This is a genomic window from Ruegeria sp. CL7 (assembly GCF_056536445.1).
In genome coordinates, this window is record NZ_JBQFPQ010000011.1 from 1 (window position 1) to 17298 (window position 17298).

A 17298-nucleotide genomic window follows, 5' to 3' on the forward strand; every position below is an offset into this window, starting at 1 on the left:
ATGGGGTTTTCGATGTCGGCCTCTGTTTCAGGCTGATTGCCTCCGGCCTCGGGTTGGTTTTCCCCGGTTTCGGGCTGGCTGCCTCCGGTTTCGGGTTGGTTTTCCCCGGTTTCGGGCTGGCTGCTTCCGGTTTCGGGTTGGTTTTCCCCGGTATCAGGCTGGCTGCCCCCGGTATCAGCAGGTGGTGGGTTCGTTCCGATATTGGGTTGGCTTGTTCCGGTATTGGGCTGAGACGGCGTGCCGGTCCCGGTATACCCGTTGTTTTTGAGCCAATCAAAATATGAACCCGAAATGCTGTTTGCGAGGTCAGAACCTGCACTGACCAAAGCCGCCGGGCTTCCCGGTTTGACGATGTATTGATTGTAGCCGTCCGTCTGCGCCGTGGCCTGATAGGTAAAGTGCTGGTCGTATTCGGTGGGCTTGATCAGGACGTTGTCAGAAACAGTCCAGCCCGCCTGACCATTATGCCCCAGAATCTGCGATGTGATGTTTTGGGTGATCGTGACGTTCTGTGAATCTGACGAAACGTTAATGACTGGCACTTCGACACTGCCTGTCAGAGTCTTATCATCTACATGCAGAACAGTGTTTTTTCGGATCGTCAATCCATCCACGCCATAAAGAGAAATGCCGTGGAGGTGACCATTGTAAATTACATTGCCTTCTATCAGTAAGTTTTTGTGCTGGACATTCGGATCGCTGGTGTCTTTGCCGTCGCCGCCAGCCCAAATGGTTTGGGTGAAATCCCCCTGGCCCATATCGAAGACATTGTCGCGAATGATGATGTTGTCGCTGCCGCTACCATTGGCGCGCTGGATCTGAATCATGTCGCGATGGTCGCCGGAACCGGCCAGACCACCGAAATCGTGAATATAGTTCTGCTCGACCTTGATATTATCTACGTTGTCGAAGACTAGGCCATCTGATCGGATCGAATGAATATCGTTGCCAGTGACATCAATGCCGTTGGTATTCACGGTGATGACGGCCTTCCACCAGTTTTTTAGCTCGGTGTTGTTAATGTCAATGTTACTGGAACCGTTGATGAGCAAACCGGTGCCGGTGCCAGTACCGCTGGAAATATCGCCGTCGAAGACCGAGTTGGTGAAGGTCACATTCGAGCTGTTATAAACGCTAAAAACGCTTAGATGCTCTGGATCACCAGAACTGGCGGTGTAGTCAAACAAGATGGTATCAAACGTGATATTTGATGCCTGGCTGAGGCCGACCGCCGAAAAGCTTGCCGGCACATTCGGATCAGCGGATTTAATCGTTACGTTGGCTGAAAACTGTGTACTGTTCAGGCTGAGCTTGCCGTAGTCGCCGGCTGCAAGCAGTATCGTTTCCCCACCTGTCGCCTGTGACAAGGCCTGGTTCAGCTCTGCCGCAGAGGTTACCGTGATTGTCGTCGACATATTTCACCTTCTGTTTCATAGGCGCTGTGAGTGGCAGCGCACGAGTTCCCGCACACCCAGGACGAATGGAACAGCCGCGTGAGGGCGGCAGAGTGGCCTAAATATGGCTATGTTTGGAAATTGTTGCCTGTATCGGGACAATGCTGCCCCTTTGCCTTCATTTCCGAGTGAACTCGATACTCGATACTGGGAATTGTTCCATTTCCCTTGGCGGTTGCTGTCTGTCTGGCTAATTGATTCCCGTTAAGCAACAATGAACACATAATCGCCATTGTTCCGGCGTGTCCTTGCGTATCGATGGCAGGTGTCGGCAATGAATTGCCCGATGCCCTTACGGAAACCTTCAGTTTTAATTAACACTGCCCAGGAAGGCGCCACTCTGAGACTAAAGAGTGTAGCGGAAATGTCAGGTAACCCCCGGGGTGCACCGCAATAGACAGTATGTAGTGGTTCATCTAAGCTTTCGAACGGTCACAGATCAGAAAGGTGCACCATGCCCAGATCTCGTATTCTTGCGCTGGCAGGTATGGTCCTGCTTCTGTTAAGCCCTGCGCTGCATGCGCAGACATACTGCGACATACAGCTCTTCAAACCCAGATTTACAGCCGACGCTAAAGGTCAGATCATATCGGACGCAACCGCACTGTCAGCAGCATTGCAGAATGCCCGAGGAGGAGAGACTTACCTGCTTACACCTGGCAACTATGGCACTCTAAAGCTGGGCAAGGCATTTTCATCACCTGTGGTGATTAGATCGGTAGACCCCCGAAAGCCTGCTTGCTTTAATCGTATGGAGATCGAAGGGACCAGCAACCTTCATCTGGACGGCATCTACTTTGACTACAATTTCAAGCCCGGTGAGCCGGAACACATTGCTTACTTTGCTATTCAGAACAGCAGTAAGGTTAAAATTTCAAACTCAGTTTTTGGAGGGGATCAGGCTAGAGGCACGGGAACACTTGCTGATGGTGATGGTACCGGGCTTGGTCTGCTGATTCTATACACAACGGATGTTGATATCGAGAATACAGAGTTCAGGAATTGGTGGAAAGGGCTTATGGCAATCAATTCAAATGATATCAGTGTTATCGACAGTCATGTTCACTCGATTCGTTCTGATGGTTTGGTTTTCGATAATGTCGGCAACATTTGGGTCGAGCGGAACTATATTCATGATTTCGATAGTAAAGCGGGCTCACAAGATCATCGCGACATGATCCAGATTCAACGCGCGAATAATAGCGGAAGCGCCAATATTACTATCCGAGATAATGTTTTTGATATGGGCGCTGGTGGCTTTACCCAGACGATCTGGGCCGGTGGCGACGGTCAGGATCTAGGTAACGGCCAAATGCGACATCGGAATGTGCTGATCGAGAACAACATAATATACAATGGTCATATCCACGGCATCTCGGTCCATGGTTCGGACAATATATCTGTTCGGAAAAATACATTAATCCATGTACCAGGTGGGCATTCAGTTCCAACCATCAACATTTCACCGGATTCAACATCCGTAGTGATCGAACAAAATGCGACGGCACCGATTATAGGGTATGAAGGGCAGCGCAATTGGGTAGTGCTCAATAACGCAATCATTCAGGATCAAAGCCCGTCGAAAGGCGGCTATTATGATAGCGAGTTCATCTATTATGCGGTTGGTCGCCAGAACGGATACAATGAATACGGGGTGCGCCCCGGAGGGGTGGTCGATCAGCTGCAAGCTGGGTCGACATTGGTGGAAATATATCCCTCACGCAGGTAAGATATGGCAGCGGAAGTGTTTACATCCGGCTTGGCGTTGGCAGGCCATGAGGTCAAATCGGTGCATAGGCGAACATCTGGATGTATGCGGCTCAGCCAGCGCAATCACAAGAGAGCGAAGATTTAGATGACTACGCTTCTAACAGCAAAAGCCAAAGCCGAGGTGACAAATCCGCTTGTGCTGGGGATTTTGATATTTTCCTTTGCAATGCCATTCTTCTTTTTTCTGGGCGGGTTGAAGCTCAATGGGTACCGAACGGTTTTGCTCATCTTCATGTTCCCGGCTGTTTTGGGCTGGCTTAGTGGCCGGGCAGGAAAAATCAGGGGAATCGATTTTCTGGTCATCGGCTTTACGTTTTGGGCGGCGCTTTCGCTTGCCGTGAACCATGGTCTCGGGACGCTGTGGGAATTTATCGGAATGTTCATGATCGAAACTCTTGCCCCATATTTTATAGCCCGGACATATATACGTAACCTTGGAGCATTTAGGTATTTCGTGAAATGCTTCTTTATTCTTATGCTAATCCTTCTGCCATTTGCCGCATTTGAGGCCAGTACGGGCAAAGCACCGCTGCTGGATATTTTTGGCAAGGCCCTGAATGTGTATCCTTGGCAGGGGTGGAAATTTCCGCCGCGGTTGGGCTTGATGCGGGCTCAGACAACAATGCCACACCCGATCCTGTTCGGGGTATTTTGTGCGCCGGCTTTTGCGCTGACTTGGTATGTTCTTGGGTGGGGAAAATCACTCTATTCCAAGGCCGGCCTTACATCCATTGTCGCGGGTGCCGTTTTCTTTTCTCTGTCATCGGGTGCTTTTCTGAATGTCATAATTCAGATGATGCTTATGGCTTGGAATTGGTTTTTTCAATTCCTCAGGAGTAAGTGGAAAGTTTTGATTATCGGATTTGGTGTGCTGTATTTTTTGGGTGAAATATCATCCAACCGGAACATGTTCCAGATCTTTGCCACTCATTTCACGTTATCTGCCGATACAGCATGGATGAGAATTCACATCTTCAATTTTGCCTCGGACGATGTTCTGAGAAATCCAATTTTTGGGATTGGTTTGAACGACTGGACTCGCCCAGCTTGGATGTGGACAATCGGTAGTATCGATAATTTCTGGCTTGTGATCGCCTTGCGGCACGGAATTCCAGGGTTATTCCTGCTGGTTGGTGCCGTGGCTGTTCTGTTTCTCCGGGTCGGGACTAGGCAACTAAGTGGGGCGGCGGCGGATGCCCGTCTGGGATATCTGATCTCACTGTTCGGCCTGCTCATGTCAGCCGTTACGGTGCATTTGTGGGATGCCACATTCTGCTTTCTGATGTTCCTGCTGGGTGCGGGGGTCTGGTTTTTGGATGCGGATGATAGGTCCGGTCAGGATGGGGACCAGGCCCAGGCCGAGGAAGGAGGGCGGAAGATGCGGTATACCCGGTTTCCCAAGGCCCTGCCCGGAGAACTGTCTACCGGGCGTGTCGCACGCGCCCGCTAACCTGTGGTCGTCCAGCGCCGACGGGTCATGCCCAATGCGCGCCGAAAGCGGCGCGCGAGCGGCATGTGACCCGACAAGATCGCCTTCAAATCCTGATCGCTCATATCCTCGCGCAGCGATGTGCGGGGGCGTATAAATGCGTTTTTGCGCCAGATGCCTCCGTCGCTTGACCAAGCCGTAGTGTAGCCCGCATCGCGCAGCGCACGTAACACCCGTGTATCGTAGCGGCCAAAGGGAATGCCCGCTTCGACCACCGGGCAGCCGCATATCATTTCCAACTGCGCGCGGGATTCGCTGAGTTCTCGGATCAGAGCAGCGTCATCCAGTGTCGGCCAGGCAAGATGGTCAATTCCATGGCTGCCGATTGTCATATCCGCATTCTGCAAGCGACGCAGATGGTCTGCATCCAGTGATCCGGCTTGTCCGATCCGTCCGGTCAGAACAAAAAACCGGGCCCGCAGGCCTCGGGTAACAAGTGCTGGCAGGGCGATGTCATGATCAGAAAGATTGCTGTCATCGAAGGTGATGGTGAACCGGCTCGGATTGGGGGCCGCAGCGATCCGGTCCAGAACCCGCTCAAACTTGCCAACGGACAGCCAGTAGGGGGCCTCGCCCGGTTCCAGAGAGCGTTTTGGTGTTCCGATGCCGTGAAAGTTGATACCGATGGGCTTTGTCATGAGCGCAGCTTCTTCAGGCGGGCGTGAATGGTTTCGGCGATGCTGATCAGGGCAGAGCTTGCGCCGGCAGGGCGGAACTCGTACGGGCCCGCTGCGCGCAGCTCTGTGCCGCCCGTGCGCAGCTTGTAACGTGTGACGGAAGGGTTGGCTTCAGGATCTATCCCGCCCAGGTCGAAATACTTCAGGCCCAGGTCGCGACAGCGCAGCATGGAATGCCACATCAGATAATGCCCGGCATTCAGGCGCCGCCCGGTGTCCAGAGTGGCCCCGAACAGATAGACGGCATTGGACCCAGCCCGTCCCAGCGTCATCGCGGCAATGTCGGCCCCGTCCTTGCGGGCAAACAGAACCTCATGGGCAAAATCAGCCCCCTCAAGGCCATAATAGAATTCTGGCGGGATATCCGGCCGAAAGCCTTTGGCTGCCTGAACCTCGGTATACATCGGATGAAACCGGTCGGCTGCCTGTGCAATCGGCACGATATCCAGATCAAGGCCGGCTTTCAGCGCATTGCGCAGGGGGTTGCGCCATTTTCCGTGCAGGGCACGCATCAGTGTATCTTCGTCCTGGGTACAATCCACGACCACGGTTCGATAGGTCGGGGATCGATCGGTGGGCAAAAACGCTTCGCTACGGGCCAGCTGATCCAACAATGCAACATCATGCCAGGGTGTGGCCGGAAACCGCAGGCGCAGGATATGCCCGCTCTCCTGAGCATACGTACGCAGTGCGGACAGCACGGCACGCAGTGTTGCAGCGTCGGGATCAGGCCGATCGACATGCAGCACCAGCGGTCCGGCGGCAAGCCATGCAATGCCACGCCGCAGGCCAGGAACATGTTTGATGCGCAGACATGCGGCGGCAACAGGCTGCCCGTCCGGGGTGGTGAGCATCAGGAACTGTACGTCTGCCCCGATCCGGCGGGCCGCCGCGCGGGCATAGGTCAGGCTGTGTTCAAGGGTCAGGTCGCGGAACGACGCGCTGAGGGCGGGCCACTTTTCTTCAGGCAGAACCCGTGCAGAGAACTGATATGCGATCATATCCGCCTCATATTCTTGTTTTGATCCAGCTGGACCACAGCGATTTGTTTTTCAACGGGATCACGGCCCTCAGCCGGGGTGCAACCCGCCCGAACCAGAGCCTGTAATAGACCAGGTGCAACACACGCGCCCAACCAAGGCAGAGCTTCAGCAAGACAGGGGATATTCCTGATCGCCGTGAGACGATCAGGCGATGAGTGGGCACCGATTCACCGCCATAGACCAGCTTGTAACCATATGCGCCAATCCCGGCTTCGATCCGCGTCACGCCAGCGGCGATCAGCTGTTCGATCATCTGAACCAAGCCGATTTTCCCAAGGCTGAGGCGTTCCAGTTCCGGATCGGTCGATCTGGCGGGCAATCGCCAATGGCAGGTCTGTCCCGCGACCAGACAGAATTGGGTGGCAAGGGGGCCGTTTCGACCATGTTGTTCGACGAACCAGGTTTCCTGCCCCTGCTGGGTGGCGTCTGCCAGATCGCAGTAGAAGGCGGCGCTGCCAGGCCAATCCGCGAAATGGCCTCCTTTTCCAACCTCCTGCCATTGCCGGTTGTGGAAGGAGACGAAATCCCTGAACTGATGCGCATCAGGATGGACCATCCGCGTTGTCAGGCCGTGGTCATTCTGTAGATGTTTCAGATCCCGTCGATACTGACTCCGCCGTTTCTTGGACAGGTTGGCAAGATAGCCCTCAAACGTATCGGGCAGTTCAAAAACCGTATGGGTGCCAGCCGGCGTGTCGGTCAGCGCCAGCCCCGGTGCCACCCCATTGCGGATGGCTGCCAGCATGGTGCCGCGTTCCGAGGCGGGGGTGAAACTGACCAGATGCGCCCGGCCATCGCCGAGAAGGCCGTTCAGGGCCTCGGCGCAGCTGTTCTTTAGCGCGGTTTCCGTGGCGGCCAGTTGGAAAATCACCGTGTTGGGATCGGTTGCGGCCAATTTGGCGATACGGACCCTCACAGGCCCCAGCCAAACTGGATAGATCATGAACGGCAGCAAGGCGACCAGCTGCCCCTGAGCGTCATATGCCACAAGGGTCCGGAGCGTTTTACCGCGCCCAAAATGAGCCCACCAAGTCAGGACCCAGACCGGAGTGGCATAGATATCCGCGCCGGTCTGTCGGGCCAGTGCGGCCCACGCATCGGTCATGCGTTCAAGGCCGGTGACCCCATCAACCCATTTGAATGTCAGCCGGACGTCTGTGTCGGTCACTCTGTCGGCTCCTGGCTGGTCAGGTGATAGCGCAGCGAGGCCCGGGCCAGACGCCGCCGCGCGGCAGCTTCTTCCCGCTGATTTGCGACCGACATGACAAAGCGCAATACGGATGATCCCACAAACACCATCCGGCCGCGGAACAGGCCCCAAAGGCCATAATGTTTGCGCAGATAGATCATCTTGCTTTTCTGCATCTGTACGTACATCCGCGAGCGGATCTGGGCGGTGCTTTTGCCGCCTCCCTCAAGGTGCAGGATGCGCGCTTCGGGGGTGAACACGCATTTCCAGCCTGCATCGCGGATGCGACGGCACCAGTCGGCCTCTTCCGAGTAGACGAAGAATGCCTCGTCCAGAAGACCCACGGCCTCGAAGACGCGACGGGGCACCAGCATGAACATGCCCGAGACGACGTCGACCTCGCGTTGCGAACGCCGATCCCAGTCTCCGTACTCGGCGCGGGCCAGAAGCGGATTGCGCCGAGACAGGCGGTGCAGCCCAAACTCGATCAGCGCCAGGTTTCCCGGACCCGGGTCGGCAAAACAGGTGCGCTGAATGGTGGTTTCATCTTCCAGGACCTGACATCCAGCGCAGCCGACATCCGGGTGCTGATCCAGCCAGTCCAGCATGGTATCGATCGCACCATCCAGAATGATGGTATCGGGATTGAGCAACAGCAGATTGTCACCCCGTGCGATTTCCAGACCCTGATTGTTGGCGGCGGCAAATCCCCGGTTCGTGTCATTGGCGATCAAGCGAACATCAGGGAATTCGTCACGGACAAGATCGACGGATCCGTCGCTTGATGCATTATCGACGACGATGACCTCATGCGGCTTCCGGGTCTGCCGGGAAATCGATATCAGGCAGTCCCGAAGAATGTCCCGGGTATTCCAGTTCACGATGACAATGGAAACAGCGCATTCGCTCTGCGTGCCGTGTGACGGTGAAGTCATGAAACCCTGTTCTCGTTACTCACTTACATTTTCAAATTGTTTAGCCATTGTTCTGATATATGAATACACTCAACGTCATTAAGCGACGGCTGTTGTTAAATAGTAGCTGTGAAATTCAGAGCGAATAAACCGGTATATTGAGGTATTAGTTTGGCTGTGCAGGAACTTGAAGGGCAAGATAGTGTTGCGATTGAATGCACTGAAACCCTGACCGCAGACCGGAATGCCGAATGGATGACGTTTCTGAATGCGGCCCGGCATCAGCATCCGCGGCAATCTCCGTTGTTTACGAATTCGGAACAAAGATTGAAACGCAAGGTGATTTATGCCTCGGCGCGCCGGGATGGGGCGCTTGTGGGTGTCGCTCTGATCTCACTTGAACCGCACCCGTATCTGCCCGGCGCCTGGGCCCGGGCCCGCTGCCTGAGCGGCCCGGTTTGCGACGATGCCGCCGACATGGTGACGTTTCTGGATGGCCTGTGCCGACAGCCGGGGTTTTCAAGGGTCGGCAGCCTGACTGTCACCCCGTTCTGGACCGAAGAAGAGGCCGACACACTGGATGCCGCGCTGTCTTGTGCAGGTTGGCGCGTGGCTGAAGAAGATCAGTTTCGTGAAACCGGATGGGTCGACATATCGGTCACGAGCGAAGAGATCATGGCGGCGTTTTCCAAAAGCGCCCGTCGCGAGGTCAGGCGCGCCGAACGGCAGGGCGTGACGTTCCGAAGCGCGCGAACCCCGGAAGAGTTCCGCATTTTTCTCGAGAGCATGAACCGGTTGCGCGTCTCGCGCAGGCTGCCCGAGCTGAGCCTTCCCGCATATGAGGCGATGTTTGAAGATGTATTGCGGCCCGATGAGATTGGCACCGTGATCATGGCCTGGCAGCAAGAGGCCTTTCTTGCCGGGCTTTTGGTGTATCGCAGCAGGGACATTGTGCACGGCCGGCATTTCACCACCGAGCCGGATCAGCTGCGGGCGGCGGGCAATCTGCGTATCGCCCCGGCCTTGTGGTTGGAGGCCATGAGATGGGCCAAGGGCAAGGGCTGTAGCACCTTGGATGTCGAGGGATATCGTGAGCCTGTCCCGGGCGAAAAGAAATTTAACATTCACAAATACAAATCGGAATTCAATCCGCAGGTTGTCCGACGTATCTCTGCGCGAGAAAGGATTGTGAACAGACATGTCTATCTGACGGGAAACATCCGCAGCCTGATCCGAAGGCAGCTGAAAAAGGTCAAACAGGCCGTTACTGGTTAGGCTCAATATTTGGAAAATAAGGTTTGTGCCTTTTGGACATAGTTATGAGAACCGTCTGACACGCCGTCGGACTTGGCGGGGTTATTGACTTGTGGAGCGGGGATGAGAAACGGCACAGGTAAGAGCACGCTTTATTGCGGCGACCCTTCGATGCGGTTGGCCAATTTGTTCCGCCGCGATCCTGCGGGCGGGTATACGGCGCTGTTCAGGGACCGTTCCGTTTTCTGGAGTTTCAATACGCGTGTAGCGATCCGGGCGGCGTGTGATCTTCTCGACCTGAAACCTGGGGACGAGGTTCTGGCACCCGCCTATAATTGCGGGTCAGAGATTGATCCGCTGATTGATGCCGGCCTTTCCGTCCGGTTGTATCCGGTCGCTAAAAACCTGCTTGCCGATCCCGCGCGGATTGAACCGCTTATCACCAAACAGACGCGGGCCATCTACGTGACGCATTATTTTGGAGCGATTCAGCCCGCTCTGACGGAACTGCGCGCATTGTGTGATCGGCACGGGCTGCGTCTGATCGAGGATTGCGCGCTGAGCCTTCTGAGCGGCGCTTCTCCGGCCGAGGGGCGTATCGGGGACGTTTCGGTCTTCTGCTTTCACAAGTTCGTCCCCGTTCTGGAAGGAGGAGCGCTTGTTGTTAATGCAGCGGATTTGGCGCTTGCACACCCGTTTTCGCAATCTCCGCCACGTAAAAAAGTCGCAAAGAAGCTGGCGCGCGCCGGCTTGGCAAATGTCTTGGGTCAACAGCGCATAAAAGGGCTGAAGCAGGCATTGCGTGGATCGGATCAGGTTGACGCAGTGGTCAACTCTGATGAAGATCAACTCGAAGATATTCCCCCACATTACTATTTCGATCCGACCCTTCGGAATGCCCGAATGAGTGTTTTTGCGTCACGAGCGCTGCGTGCATTTTCCGTTTCAGAAACCATTTCAGCCAGAAGAGCGCATTGGGAACGTTATCGGGATCTGCTGGATGGTATGTCAGGAATACGCATGCTGCTACCAGAGCTCGCGCCCGAGACCTGTCCGCTCAACATGCCGATCATGGTCGAGGACAGAGACAGGATCGTACAGCAACTGCAGAGTTTGGGGATCGGGGCGACGCCTTGGTGGGCAGGCTTCAACAGTAATCTGGACTGGACAGGTCAGGGTGAAGCGATGGCGATTAAGAACAGTGTTGTGACATTGCCGCTGCACCAGTATCTCTCAGATGCGCATGTTGATTACGTCGTTTTTGCGCTGAAAGAGACGCTTGCGACCTGAGCTACAGGAAAAAGCGCCTCGAAACAGGTGACGCCTTAATTTGCCGGAATAAATCTGGATTTAACTTTCGCAGCCATGTCCAGTGCTAGACTCTCAAAGCCTTTTGGTTTTCCGGCAAGGCGCCAGAGCAGCAAATGCGTGCCGACATATACAAAAAACCCGACCAATACTTTGATCGAAAACCGGATGCGCAGTAATGGCAGGTCTTCCGCTGTCTCGTAAGCCCATCCTACCGCGTCACCACTGCCATAGGCGCTGCTGACGAACAAAACGGCAAGCAACATGACAATGGTCGAAACAAAAGTGCGCCAGGCCATCAAGATCGGTGTCAGAAACCCACCGGTCCCGAAATCCTTGGCCATGCTTAGCGCCAGACCGATCGCAAACAGGCTGGCGGCTCCGGATCCCAGGATCGCGCCAGTGAAGCCATAGCTTGATCCCAGCACCGTCAGCGCAGTTGTGGCGATCAGCAGGATTGTGTTGCGGAGAAACAGGCGCTTTGTAGAGCCTTCGACGTAGCTTGCAGACCGAACATTGGCCTGCAATGTCTCGATCGCTTTCAAAGGGGCAAGCACCCAGATGACCTGTGCAGCGGCCAGCCACTGATAACCGGCCACGACAACGATCAGGTGATTGGCAACCAGAGCCATGCCGACACTGGCTGGAACGATGATCCCCAAAAGGATGGCGTTGACCTGTTCGAAGGCTTCCCGGCTGGAGCCTTGGGTCCGGGAAGTATTGGCAAGGCTTGGGTAAACGACCCGTTCCAACGGGCCGATGATCTGGCTGGTGAACAGGACCACAAGGCGATAGCCGACCCTGAAAATCCCTGCATCGGCCAGACCCAGCATGCTTCCGATGACAATCTGGGGCATGTTGTTGATCAGAAACTGGGTGATCTGGGCCCCCAGTGACCATGATGACACATCAATGCAGTCATGCCAGCATCGGAGCGTTAACCTAGGCCGCATCGGGGCAACGGAAAAGCTCCAGATGACCCGGATGACCTGAGTGATGACGCTGGCGACCACGATGGCCCAATAATCACGCCAGATCCATGTGAGGCTAATGGCCATCAATGTGTATGCAATTCGGCTGGTCGTTTCTTCCCCTGCGATGAAACCGAACCGGAGATCTCTTTCCAAAAGTGGGAAGCGTGTGCTCTTGATGGAACTTGCGATAGCGATGAAGCAGAGCGCGGGGATAAGCGATGTCAGTTCCGCAAGCCCAAAAAATGTCATCAGAGGGGCGCTGGCCCAGATCAGGAGTGCCGAAAAGATGCCCAACAGCACCTGCATCGTGAACACGGTGTTCAGGTGATCGTCAGTGATTTCGGGCTGGCGGATCAGAATCATGGAAACAGCCCGCTGGACGATTTCCAGAAACGCGGCCGCGATTATGAAATAGGCAATGATCCCGAAATCCGTTGGCGTCAGAAGACGGGCCGTCACAACCAATGTCAAAACGCCCAGAAACTGGCTGAAAACGCCTGATGCAAATAATGTTGCGGCCCCCCTGGTAAGGGTCGCGCTGTGATCGGGTGTGCCCGGGGCGATAGTCACGCCTGGTTCAACTGGAGGCTTCAAAAGGCTTGCCTTTCCATACTCGGAACAAAAAACTTATCAACGTAGCAATGTTTCTAATCTGGCTACCCTCAACGTCGCTTCAAAAACCCGCACTTGCTGTTCTAGAAATTTAGTCGGCTGGCTGCTAGTCAAACCTGTAAGTATATTTTTGTGTTGAAATCGCATGTTTTTCCAGTTTCAGAGAGGTACACCATGTTTCAATCAGTACCGTCGCGGCGAGTCGGTGCAGAATATTACATAGCAAAATGAAGTTTCGCCTCAGTGTCTCAGATTGGATTCTGACTGCGCAAGGGTAACAAGTAGAAGAGACCGGTGTTTTCCGGACCCGGTGCCTGTTTTCAAGATGGTATAACAGTATGAAGATTGCGATTTTTGGTCTGGGATATGTGGGGTTCACAGCAGCATGCTGTCTGACCCGTGAGGGGCATGAGGTGATCGGCGTCGATGTAAATGCCGACAAGGTCTCGGAAATCAATGCCGGGCAGCCTCCGATCAAGGAACCCAAGGTGGCCGAACTGCTGACCGAGGCGCTTGCAAAGAACCTGATCCGCGCCACGGTTGAAATCCCCGACCTGTCGGATGTGGATCTGGCCATCGTTTGCGTCGGCACGCCCAGTTCCACTGACGGGTCGCACAACATGAATTTCGTGGCCGAGGTGACGCGGCAGATTGCCAAGGCCGTTTCGCCCGACCGCGCGCGACCGCTGACCGTGGCGTACCGATCCACCTTCCGGCCGGGCACGGTGCGGCAGCTGATCGAGCCGATCTTCCAAAGCTATCTGGGCGATCGGACGGGTCAGGCGATCGAGATTGTCTATAACCCCGAATTCCTGCGCGAGGCTTCGGCGGTGGATGATTTCTTCAACCCGCCCAAGATCGTTGTCGGCACGGCAGACGGAAATCGCTCGGCGGTGATGGACGAGATGCACGAAGGCCTGAATGCGCCGGTGTTCTATACCGCGTTCGAAGAGGCCGAGATCACCAAATTCGTCGACAACACCTGGCACGCCACCAAGGTGGCCTTTGCCAATGAGGTGGGCCGCATCTGTCACAGCATGGGCGTGTCGGCAAAAACCATGCACGAGATTTTCGTCTCGGACACCAAGCTGAACATCTCGGCCTATTACACCCGTCCGGGGGGCGCGTTCGGGGGGTCCTGCCTGCCCAAGGATGTGCGTGCGCTGCAACATATCGCCGGTGAGGTGGGGGCGCATACGCATCTGATCGACAGCCTGTTGCAGACCAATCAGGCGCATAAAACCTATCAGGCGCAGGATATCATGGCGCGGCTGCCCGAAGGGGGCCGGGTGCTGATGGCCGGGCTGGCCTTCAAGGCCGGAACCGATGATCTGCGCGAAAGCCCCAATGTCGATATCGCCCGGCGCCTGTTGCAGGCGGGCTATCAGCTGTCGATCTATGATCCGGCCATCAAACCGGCCGATCTGCGGGGGCAGAACCTTGGTTATGCCTTTACCCACCTGCCCAACGTGGGCAGCCTGCTGGTGGACCGCGCCACGGCCGAGGCCGGGCCTTGGGATCTGGTGGTCGGTTCAAACCGGATCGTGAATGATCTGAACCTGGGTGATGCAGAGGTGGTAAGAACCTATGAATATGACTAGCCCTGTGCCCGCCGTTCAGCCGATCTCGTTCGAAGAGCTGCGCCAGAGCCAGCCCCTGAAGGGCCTCAAGGTTCTGATCGTGGTGGAAAACCTCCCCGTCCCCTTTGACCGCCGCGTCTGGATGGAGGCGCGCACGCTGGCCGCCGCAGGCGCGCTGGTCTCGGTCATCTGCCCCACCGGCAAGGGCCATGAGGAACGCGTGTGGGAAGACGAGGGCATCAAGGTCTATCGCCACCCGCTGCCGCTGGATGCCAGCGGGGCGCTGGGGTATCTGCTGGAATATGGCGCGGCGCTGTTCTGGGAAAGCTGGCTGTCGCTGAAGATCAAATTCACCCGCGGCTTTCACGTCATCCATGGCTGCAACCCGCCCGATCTGATCTTTCTGGTGGCACTGCCCTTCAAGCTGTTTGGCGTGCGCTATCTGTTCGATCACCACGACATCAACCCCGAGCTTTACGAGGCCAAGTTCAACAAGCGCGGTTTCTTCTGGAAACTGATGAAAACGTTCGAGCGGCTGACCTTTGCCTCGGCCCGTGTGTCGATTGCCACCAATGAAAGCTATCGCAAGATCGCCATCGAACGCGGCGGCATGGCGCCCGAGGATGTGTTTGTCGTCCGATCGGGCCCCGACCTCAGCCGGTTGCAGCATCTGCCGCCGAACCCGGCCTGGCGCAACGGGCGGAAATACATGGTGGGTTATGTCGGCGTCATGGGTGATCAGGAAGGGATCGACCTGCTGCTGGAATCCGTGGCGCATCTGGTCAAGGTTCAGGGCCGCGACGATATCCAGTTCTGCCTTGTGGGCGGGGGCCCCAGCCTGGACAAGCTGCGCGAACAATCTGCTGAAATGGGCCTGTCAGAGTATGTCACTTTCACTGGCCGCGCCCCCGATCATGATCTGTTCGAGATCCTGTCAACCGCCGATGTCTGCGTGAACCCGGACCGGGTGAACGAGATGAACGACAAATCCACCATGAACAAGATCCTCGAATACATGGCCTTCGAGAAACCCATCGTTCAGTTCGACGTGACCGAAGGGCGGTTCTCGGCGCAGGAGGCCTCGCTTTACGCCAAGGCCAACGATCCGGTGGATATGGCCGACAAGATCACCGAATTGCTGGCCGATGACGAACGTCGTGCCGCCATGGGCCGCTATGGCCGCGCCCGAGTCGAGTCCGAAATGGCCTGGCCGCATCAGGTGCCCGCGCTGATCGCGGCGTATCAGCGGATCTGGAAGGGGTAGGGGTGAGTGTTGCTGCTGTGCAGCTTGTTTTCCCGCTGCCTGTCCTTAAGTGTTTTTGTGGTGTCTTAGCCTTATGACTGGCGTTTCGATAAAATGTCAGAACAACACAGAACAGGGTGAGGGGCTCTATGTGAGGTCAGACGGGCGACTATTGGGAAGCTGACCTTTGATACAAAACCCATGGCGCAGTTGTCGCAACGATCTCGAAACCATGTGTCTGCACAGGAGGCGTTTCTTTTGAGCAGATAACGATGGAATCGACTTCGGTATCCTGCAACAGGCTCAGAGCTGATGGCACTGTATGATCTGCACTCAAAGCAATACTGTGCACCATTTCATTTACTTGACTTAGTGGCCCAACTATCCGCAGCGGTTGTTGGGTGGGGTTGGCAAAGGTTGGAACGGCGGTGCCGTTGAAAATCATGAGAAAGGACAGGGGCCTGCAACTGGGCTTGAAGACCCATGCATCCCGGGCGTCTTCAATATAAACCCCGGCCCCCAAGGTACGCGTATCGTGGCGGCTCAGCGCATCAAGATATGCGCTGTAGATCTTGCCATCCTGATACCATCCAACGGTCAGCATCAGGTTGCGCACCAGAAGCAGCCCGGCGATCGACGCAACGGCAGCCCGGCGTGATATCGGTTTCGCGTCGGGGTTCAGGGACAGGCTGGCCGCCAGAAGCGCCAACATCAAAAGCGGAATACGCTCGGCCAGATGCCCGACTCCGAACAGGTTCGGGGGTATGAGCAGGATCAGCACCCCGCACAACGCCGCGGCAAGTTTCATACGCCTGTCGATCTGCAATATCCCGGTCAAAAGGCCACCGATCAAAAGGCCCCATAGAACCAGGCCAAAGCCCCAGTCGAAATTGCGCCATGTCGAGTCGGCAACACGCAGAATGCCATCCATTCTCAGATAGGCTTCGGTGCCCAGCCGACGCCATAAGGTGCCTTGCTCGGCATGAGCCAGAAGGTTGGTCACTGGCGTGATGACACCGCCTCCCGCAGTTTTTGTCTGAATGAACAATAAAGCTGGCGCAACGGCGATCAGGGCCAGTCGGGCGGCCCTGCGGATCAGTACACGGGGGCCCATGTAGCCCGATGATAGGGCAAGCGACAGTTCGACCATACCCAGCAGCAGCCCCCACAGCGCAAAGGCCAGTCCGTGAATGAAGAAAAGAAGCAGCCCCAGACAGGCTGTGACGGTCAGTTGCCGGACGGGGCGGTCCTGTGTCGCAATCCAATAGCCGGTTGCGCCCAGCAGAACCCCCAACCCAAGCAGAAAATTCGAAAACCCCCAGATCAGGATATGGTTATACGCGACCAGACCGGCCAGCAGCACGCTGAGCACCGGGAGGTGACCGTGCAGAACACGTGACAGGTACAAAATTCCCGCGAACGGGGCCGCAATGATCAGGCCAGCGATCAGCTTGGCACCCAAAAGCGGGGGCAGCACTTTCATGATACCCGTGCCCAGAACATCCAGCCCGAGATTGGGCAGCAGTTGCCAAGCCGCCTCATAGTTCTGTTGCAGTGTGGTCGAGTCCGGAAGATTGGCCAGAATGTAGTAACGGGCGATATGAGCGTAGAAATCCGTCAGTGGCAGAACGGGTGTCACGCACAAGGGGATAAGGCTGGCAAGCAGAGTCAGTGCCAGAACTGGTCGCAGAGAACGGCTTTGAGGTGTCGTAATCATTTCTGCCGCAGGCACTTTTCTAACCATATACTAGAAACTAAAAACTGATCCATCAGGTACCGATAGCACATCAT

General features: G+C 55.8%; 13 protein-coding genes. 6 read left to right on the forward strand and 7 right to left on the reverse strand.

Features of this window, described 5'->3' with window-relative positions; all coding sequences use genetic code 11:
• Positions 1–1415 (reverse strand): right-handed parallel beta-helix repeat-containing protein (locus ACR0LI_RS18855; RefSeq protein ID WP_480719016.1); only part of this gene is annotated, 1415 nt, incomplete at its 3' end.
• Between the two features lie 493 nt (positions 1416–1908).
• Between ACR0LI_RS18855 and ACR0LI_RS18860 the strand changes: the two genes are divergently transcribed.
• The gene (locus ACR0LI_RS18860; RefSeq protein WP_480719017.1) at positions 1909–3183 is read left to right on the forward strand and encodes a right-handed parallel beta-helix repeat-containing protein; all 1275 of its coding nucleotides are present in this window, start codon (positions 1909–1911) and stop codon (positions 3181–3183) included.
• A 177-nt stretch (positions 3184–3360) separates the two neighbouring features.
• Positions 3361–4674 (forward strand): O-antigen ligase family protein, encoded by a 1314-nt coding sequence (locus ACR0LI_RS18865; protein WP_480719018.1) that lies wholly within the window; start codon positions 3361–3363, stop codon positions 4672–4674.
• Here the strand turns inward: ACR0LI_RS18865 and ACR0LI_RS18870 are convergent.
• Genes ACR0LI_RS18870 through ACR0LI_RS18885 form a run of 4 tightly spaced genes read right to left on the reverse strand, consistent with a single transcriptional unit; the run spans position 4671 to position 8557 of the window.
• Positions 4671–5351: a polysaccharide deacetylase family protein gene (locus tag ACR0LI_RS18870; RefSeq protein ID WP_171637879.1), complete on the reverse strand. Its 681-nt coding sequence runs from the start codon at positions 5349–5351 to the stop codon at positions 4671–4673. The genes ACR0LI_RS18865 and ACR0LI_RS18870 overlap by 4 nt on opposite strands.
• Positions 5348–6391, reverse strand: coding sequence for a lipid II:glycine glycyltransferase FemX (locus tag ACR0LI_RS18875; protein WP_171637881.1), 1044 nt, complete (start codon positions 6389–6391; stop codon positions 5348–5350). The genes ACR0LI_RS18870 and ACR0LI_RS18875 overlap by 4 nt, the downstream gene beginning before the upstream one ends.
• A 7-nt stretch (positions 6392–6398) precedes the next feature.
• Positions 6399–7601, reverse strand: coding sequence for a GNAT family N-acetyltransferase (locus tag ACR0LI_RS18880; RefSeq protein ID WP_171637883.1), 1203 nt, complete (start codon positions 7599–7601; stop codon positions 6399–6401).
• A complete protein-coding gene (locus tag ACR0LI_RS18885) occupies positions 7598–8557 on the reverse strand; it encodes a glycosyltransferase family 2 protein (RefSeq protein WP_171637885.1) in 960 nt (319 codons plus the stop codon). Before ACR0LI_RS18885 ends, ACR0LI_RS18880 begins: the two co-directional genes overlap by 4 nt.
• Before the next feature lie 156 nt (positions 8558–8713).
• On the opposite strand from ACR0LI_RS18885, the gene ACR0LI_RS18890 reads away from it, so the two are divergent.
• Both ACR0LI_RS18890 and ACR0LI_RS18895 read left to right on the forward strand, forming a co-directional pair.
• On the forward strand, positions 8714–9811 hold the full coding sequence (locus tag ACR0LI_RS18890) for a GNAT family N-acetyltransferase (protein ID WP_480719060.1): 1098 nt from the start codon (positions 8714–8716) through the stop codon (positions 9809–9811).
• Positions 9812–9913: 102 nt separating this feature from the next.
• Positions 9914–11080 (forward strand): DegT/DnrJ/EryC1/StrS family aminotransferase, encoded by a 1167-nt coding sequence (locus ACR0LI_RS18895; RefSeq protein WP_480719019.1) that lies wholly within the window; start codon positions 9914–9916, stop codon positions 11078–11080.
• Between the two features lie 35 nt (positions 11081–11115).
• Here ACR0LI_RS18895 and ACR0LI_RS18900 read toward each other — a convergent pair whose 3' ends face one another.
• On the reverse strand, positions 11116–12642 hold the full coding sequence (locus ACR0LI_RS18900; protein WP_480719020.1) for an oligosaccharide flippase family protein: 1527 nt from the start codon (positions 12640–12642) through the stop codon (positions 11116–11118).
• Positions 12643–13022: 380 nt separating this feature from the next.
• On the opposite strand from ACR0LI_RS18900, the gene ACR0LI_RS18905 reads away from it, so the two are divergent.
• Entirely contained in the window at positions 13023–14285 is a 1263-nt protein-coding gene (locus tag ACR0LI_RS18905; protein WP_210093864.1) for a nucleotide sugar dehydrogenase, read from the forward strand.
• Positions 14272–15528 (forward strand): glycosyltransferase family 4 protein, encoded by a 1257-nt coding sequence (locus ACR0LI_RS18910; RefSeq protein WP_253283358.1) that lies wholly within the window; start codon positions 14272–14274, stop codon positions 15526–15528. The genes ACR0LI_RS18905 and ACR0LI_RS18910 overlap by 14 nt, the downstream gene beginning before the upstream one ends.
• 148 nt (positions 15529–15676) lie before the next feature.
• Here ACR0LI_RS18910 and ACR0LI_RS18915 read toward each other — a convergent pair whose 3' ends face one another.
• Positions 15677–17224 (reverse strand): hypothetical protein, encoded by a 1548-nt coding sequence (locus ACR0LI_RS18915; protein ID WP_480719021.1) that lies wholly within the window; start codon positions 17222–17224, stop codon positions 15677–15679.
• Positions 17225–17298: the final 74 nt, after the last annotated feature.

What these genes read in the sequence shown, in the direction of transcription:
- ACR0LI_RS18860 (WP_480719017.1), top strand. Translation starts at nt 1,909, where the DNA reads ATGCCCAGATCTCGTATTCTTGCGCTGGCAGGTATGGTCCTGCTTCTG.
- ACR0LI_RS18870 (WP_171637879.1), bottom strand. Translation starts at nt 5,351, where the DNA reads ATGACAAAGCCCATCGGTATCAACTTTCACGGCATCGGAACACCAAAA.
- ACR0LI_RS18875 (WP_171637881.1), bottom strand. Translation starts at nt 6,391, where the DNA reads ATGATCGCATATCAGTTCTCTGCACGGGTTCTGCCTGAAGAAAAGTGG.
- ACR0LI_RS18885 (WP_171637885.1), bottom strand. Translation starts at nt 8,557, where the DNA reads ATGACTTCACCGTCACACGGCACGCAGAGCGAATGCGCTGTTTCCATT.
- ACR0LI_RS18895 (WP_480719019.1), top strand. Translation starts at nt 9,914, where the DNA reads ATGAGAAACGGCACAGGTAAGAGCACGCTTTATTGCGGCGACCCTTCG.
- ACR0LI_RS18905 (WP_210093864.1), top strand. Translation starts at nt 13,023, where the DNA reads ATGAAGATTGCGATTTTTGGTCTGGGATATGTGGGGTTCACAGCAGCA.
- ACR0LI_RS18910 (WP_253283358.1), top strand. Translation starts at nt 14,272, where the DNA reads ATGAATATGACTAGCCCTGTGCCCGCCGTTCAGCCGATCTCGTTCGAA.
- ACR0LI_RS18915 (WP_480719021.1), bottom strand. Translation starts at nt 17,224, where the DNA reads ATGATTACGACACCTCAAAGCCGTTCTCTGCGACCAGTTCTGGCACTG.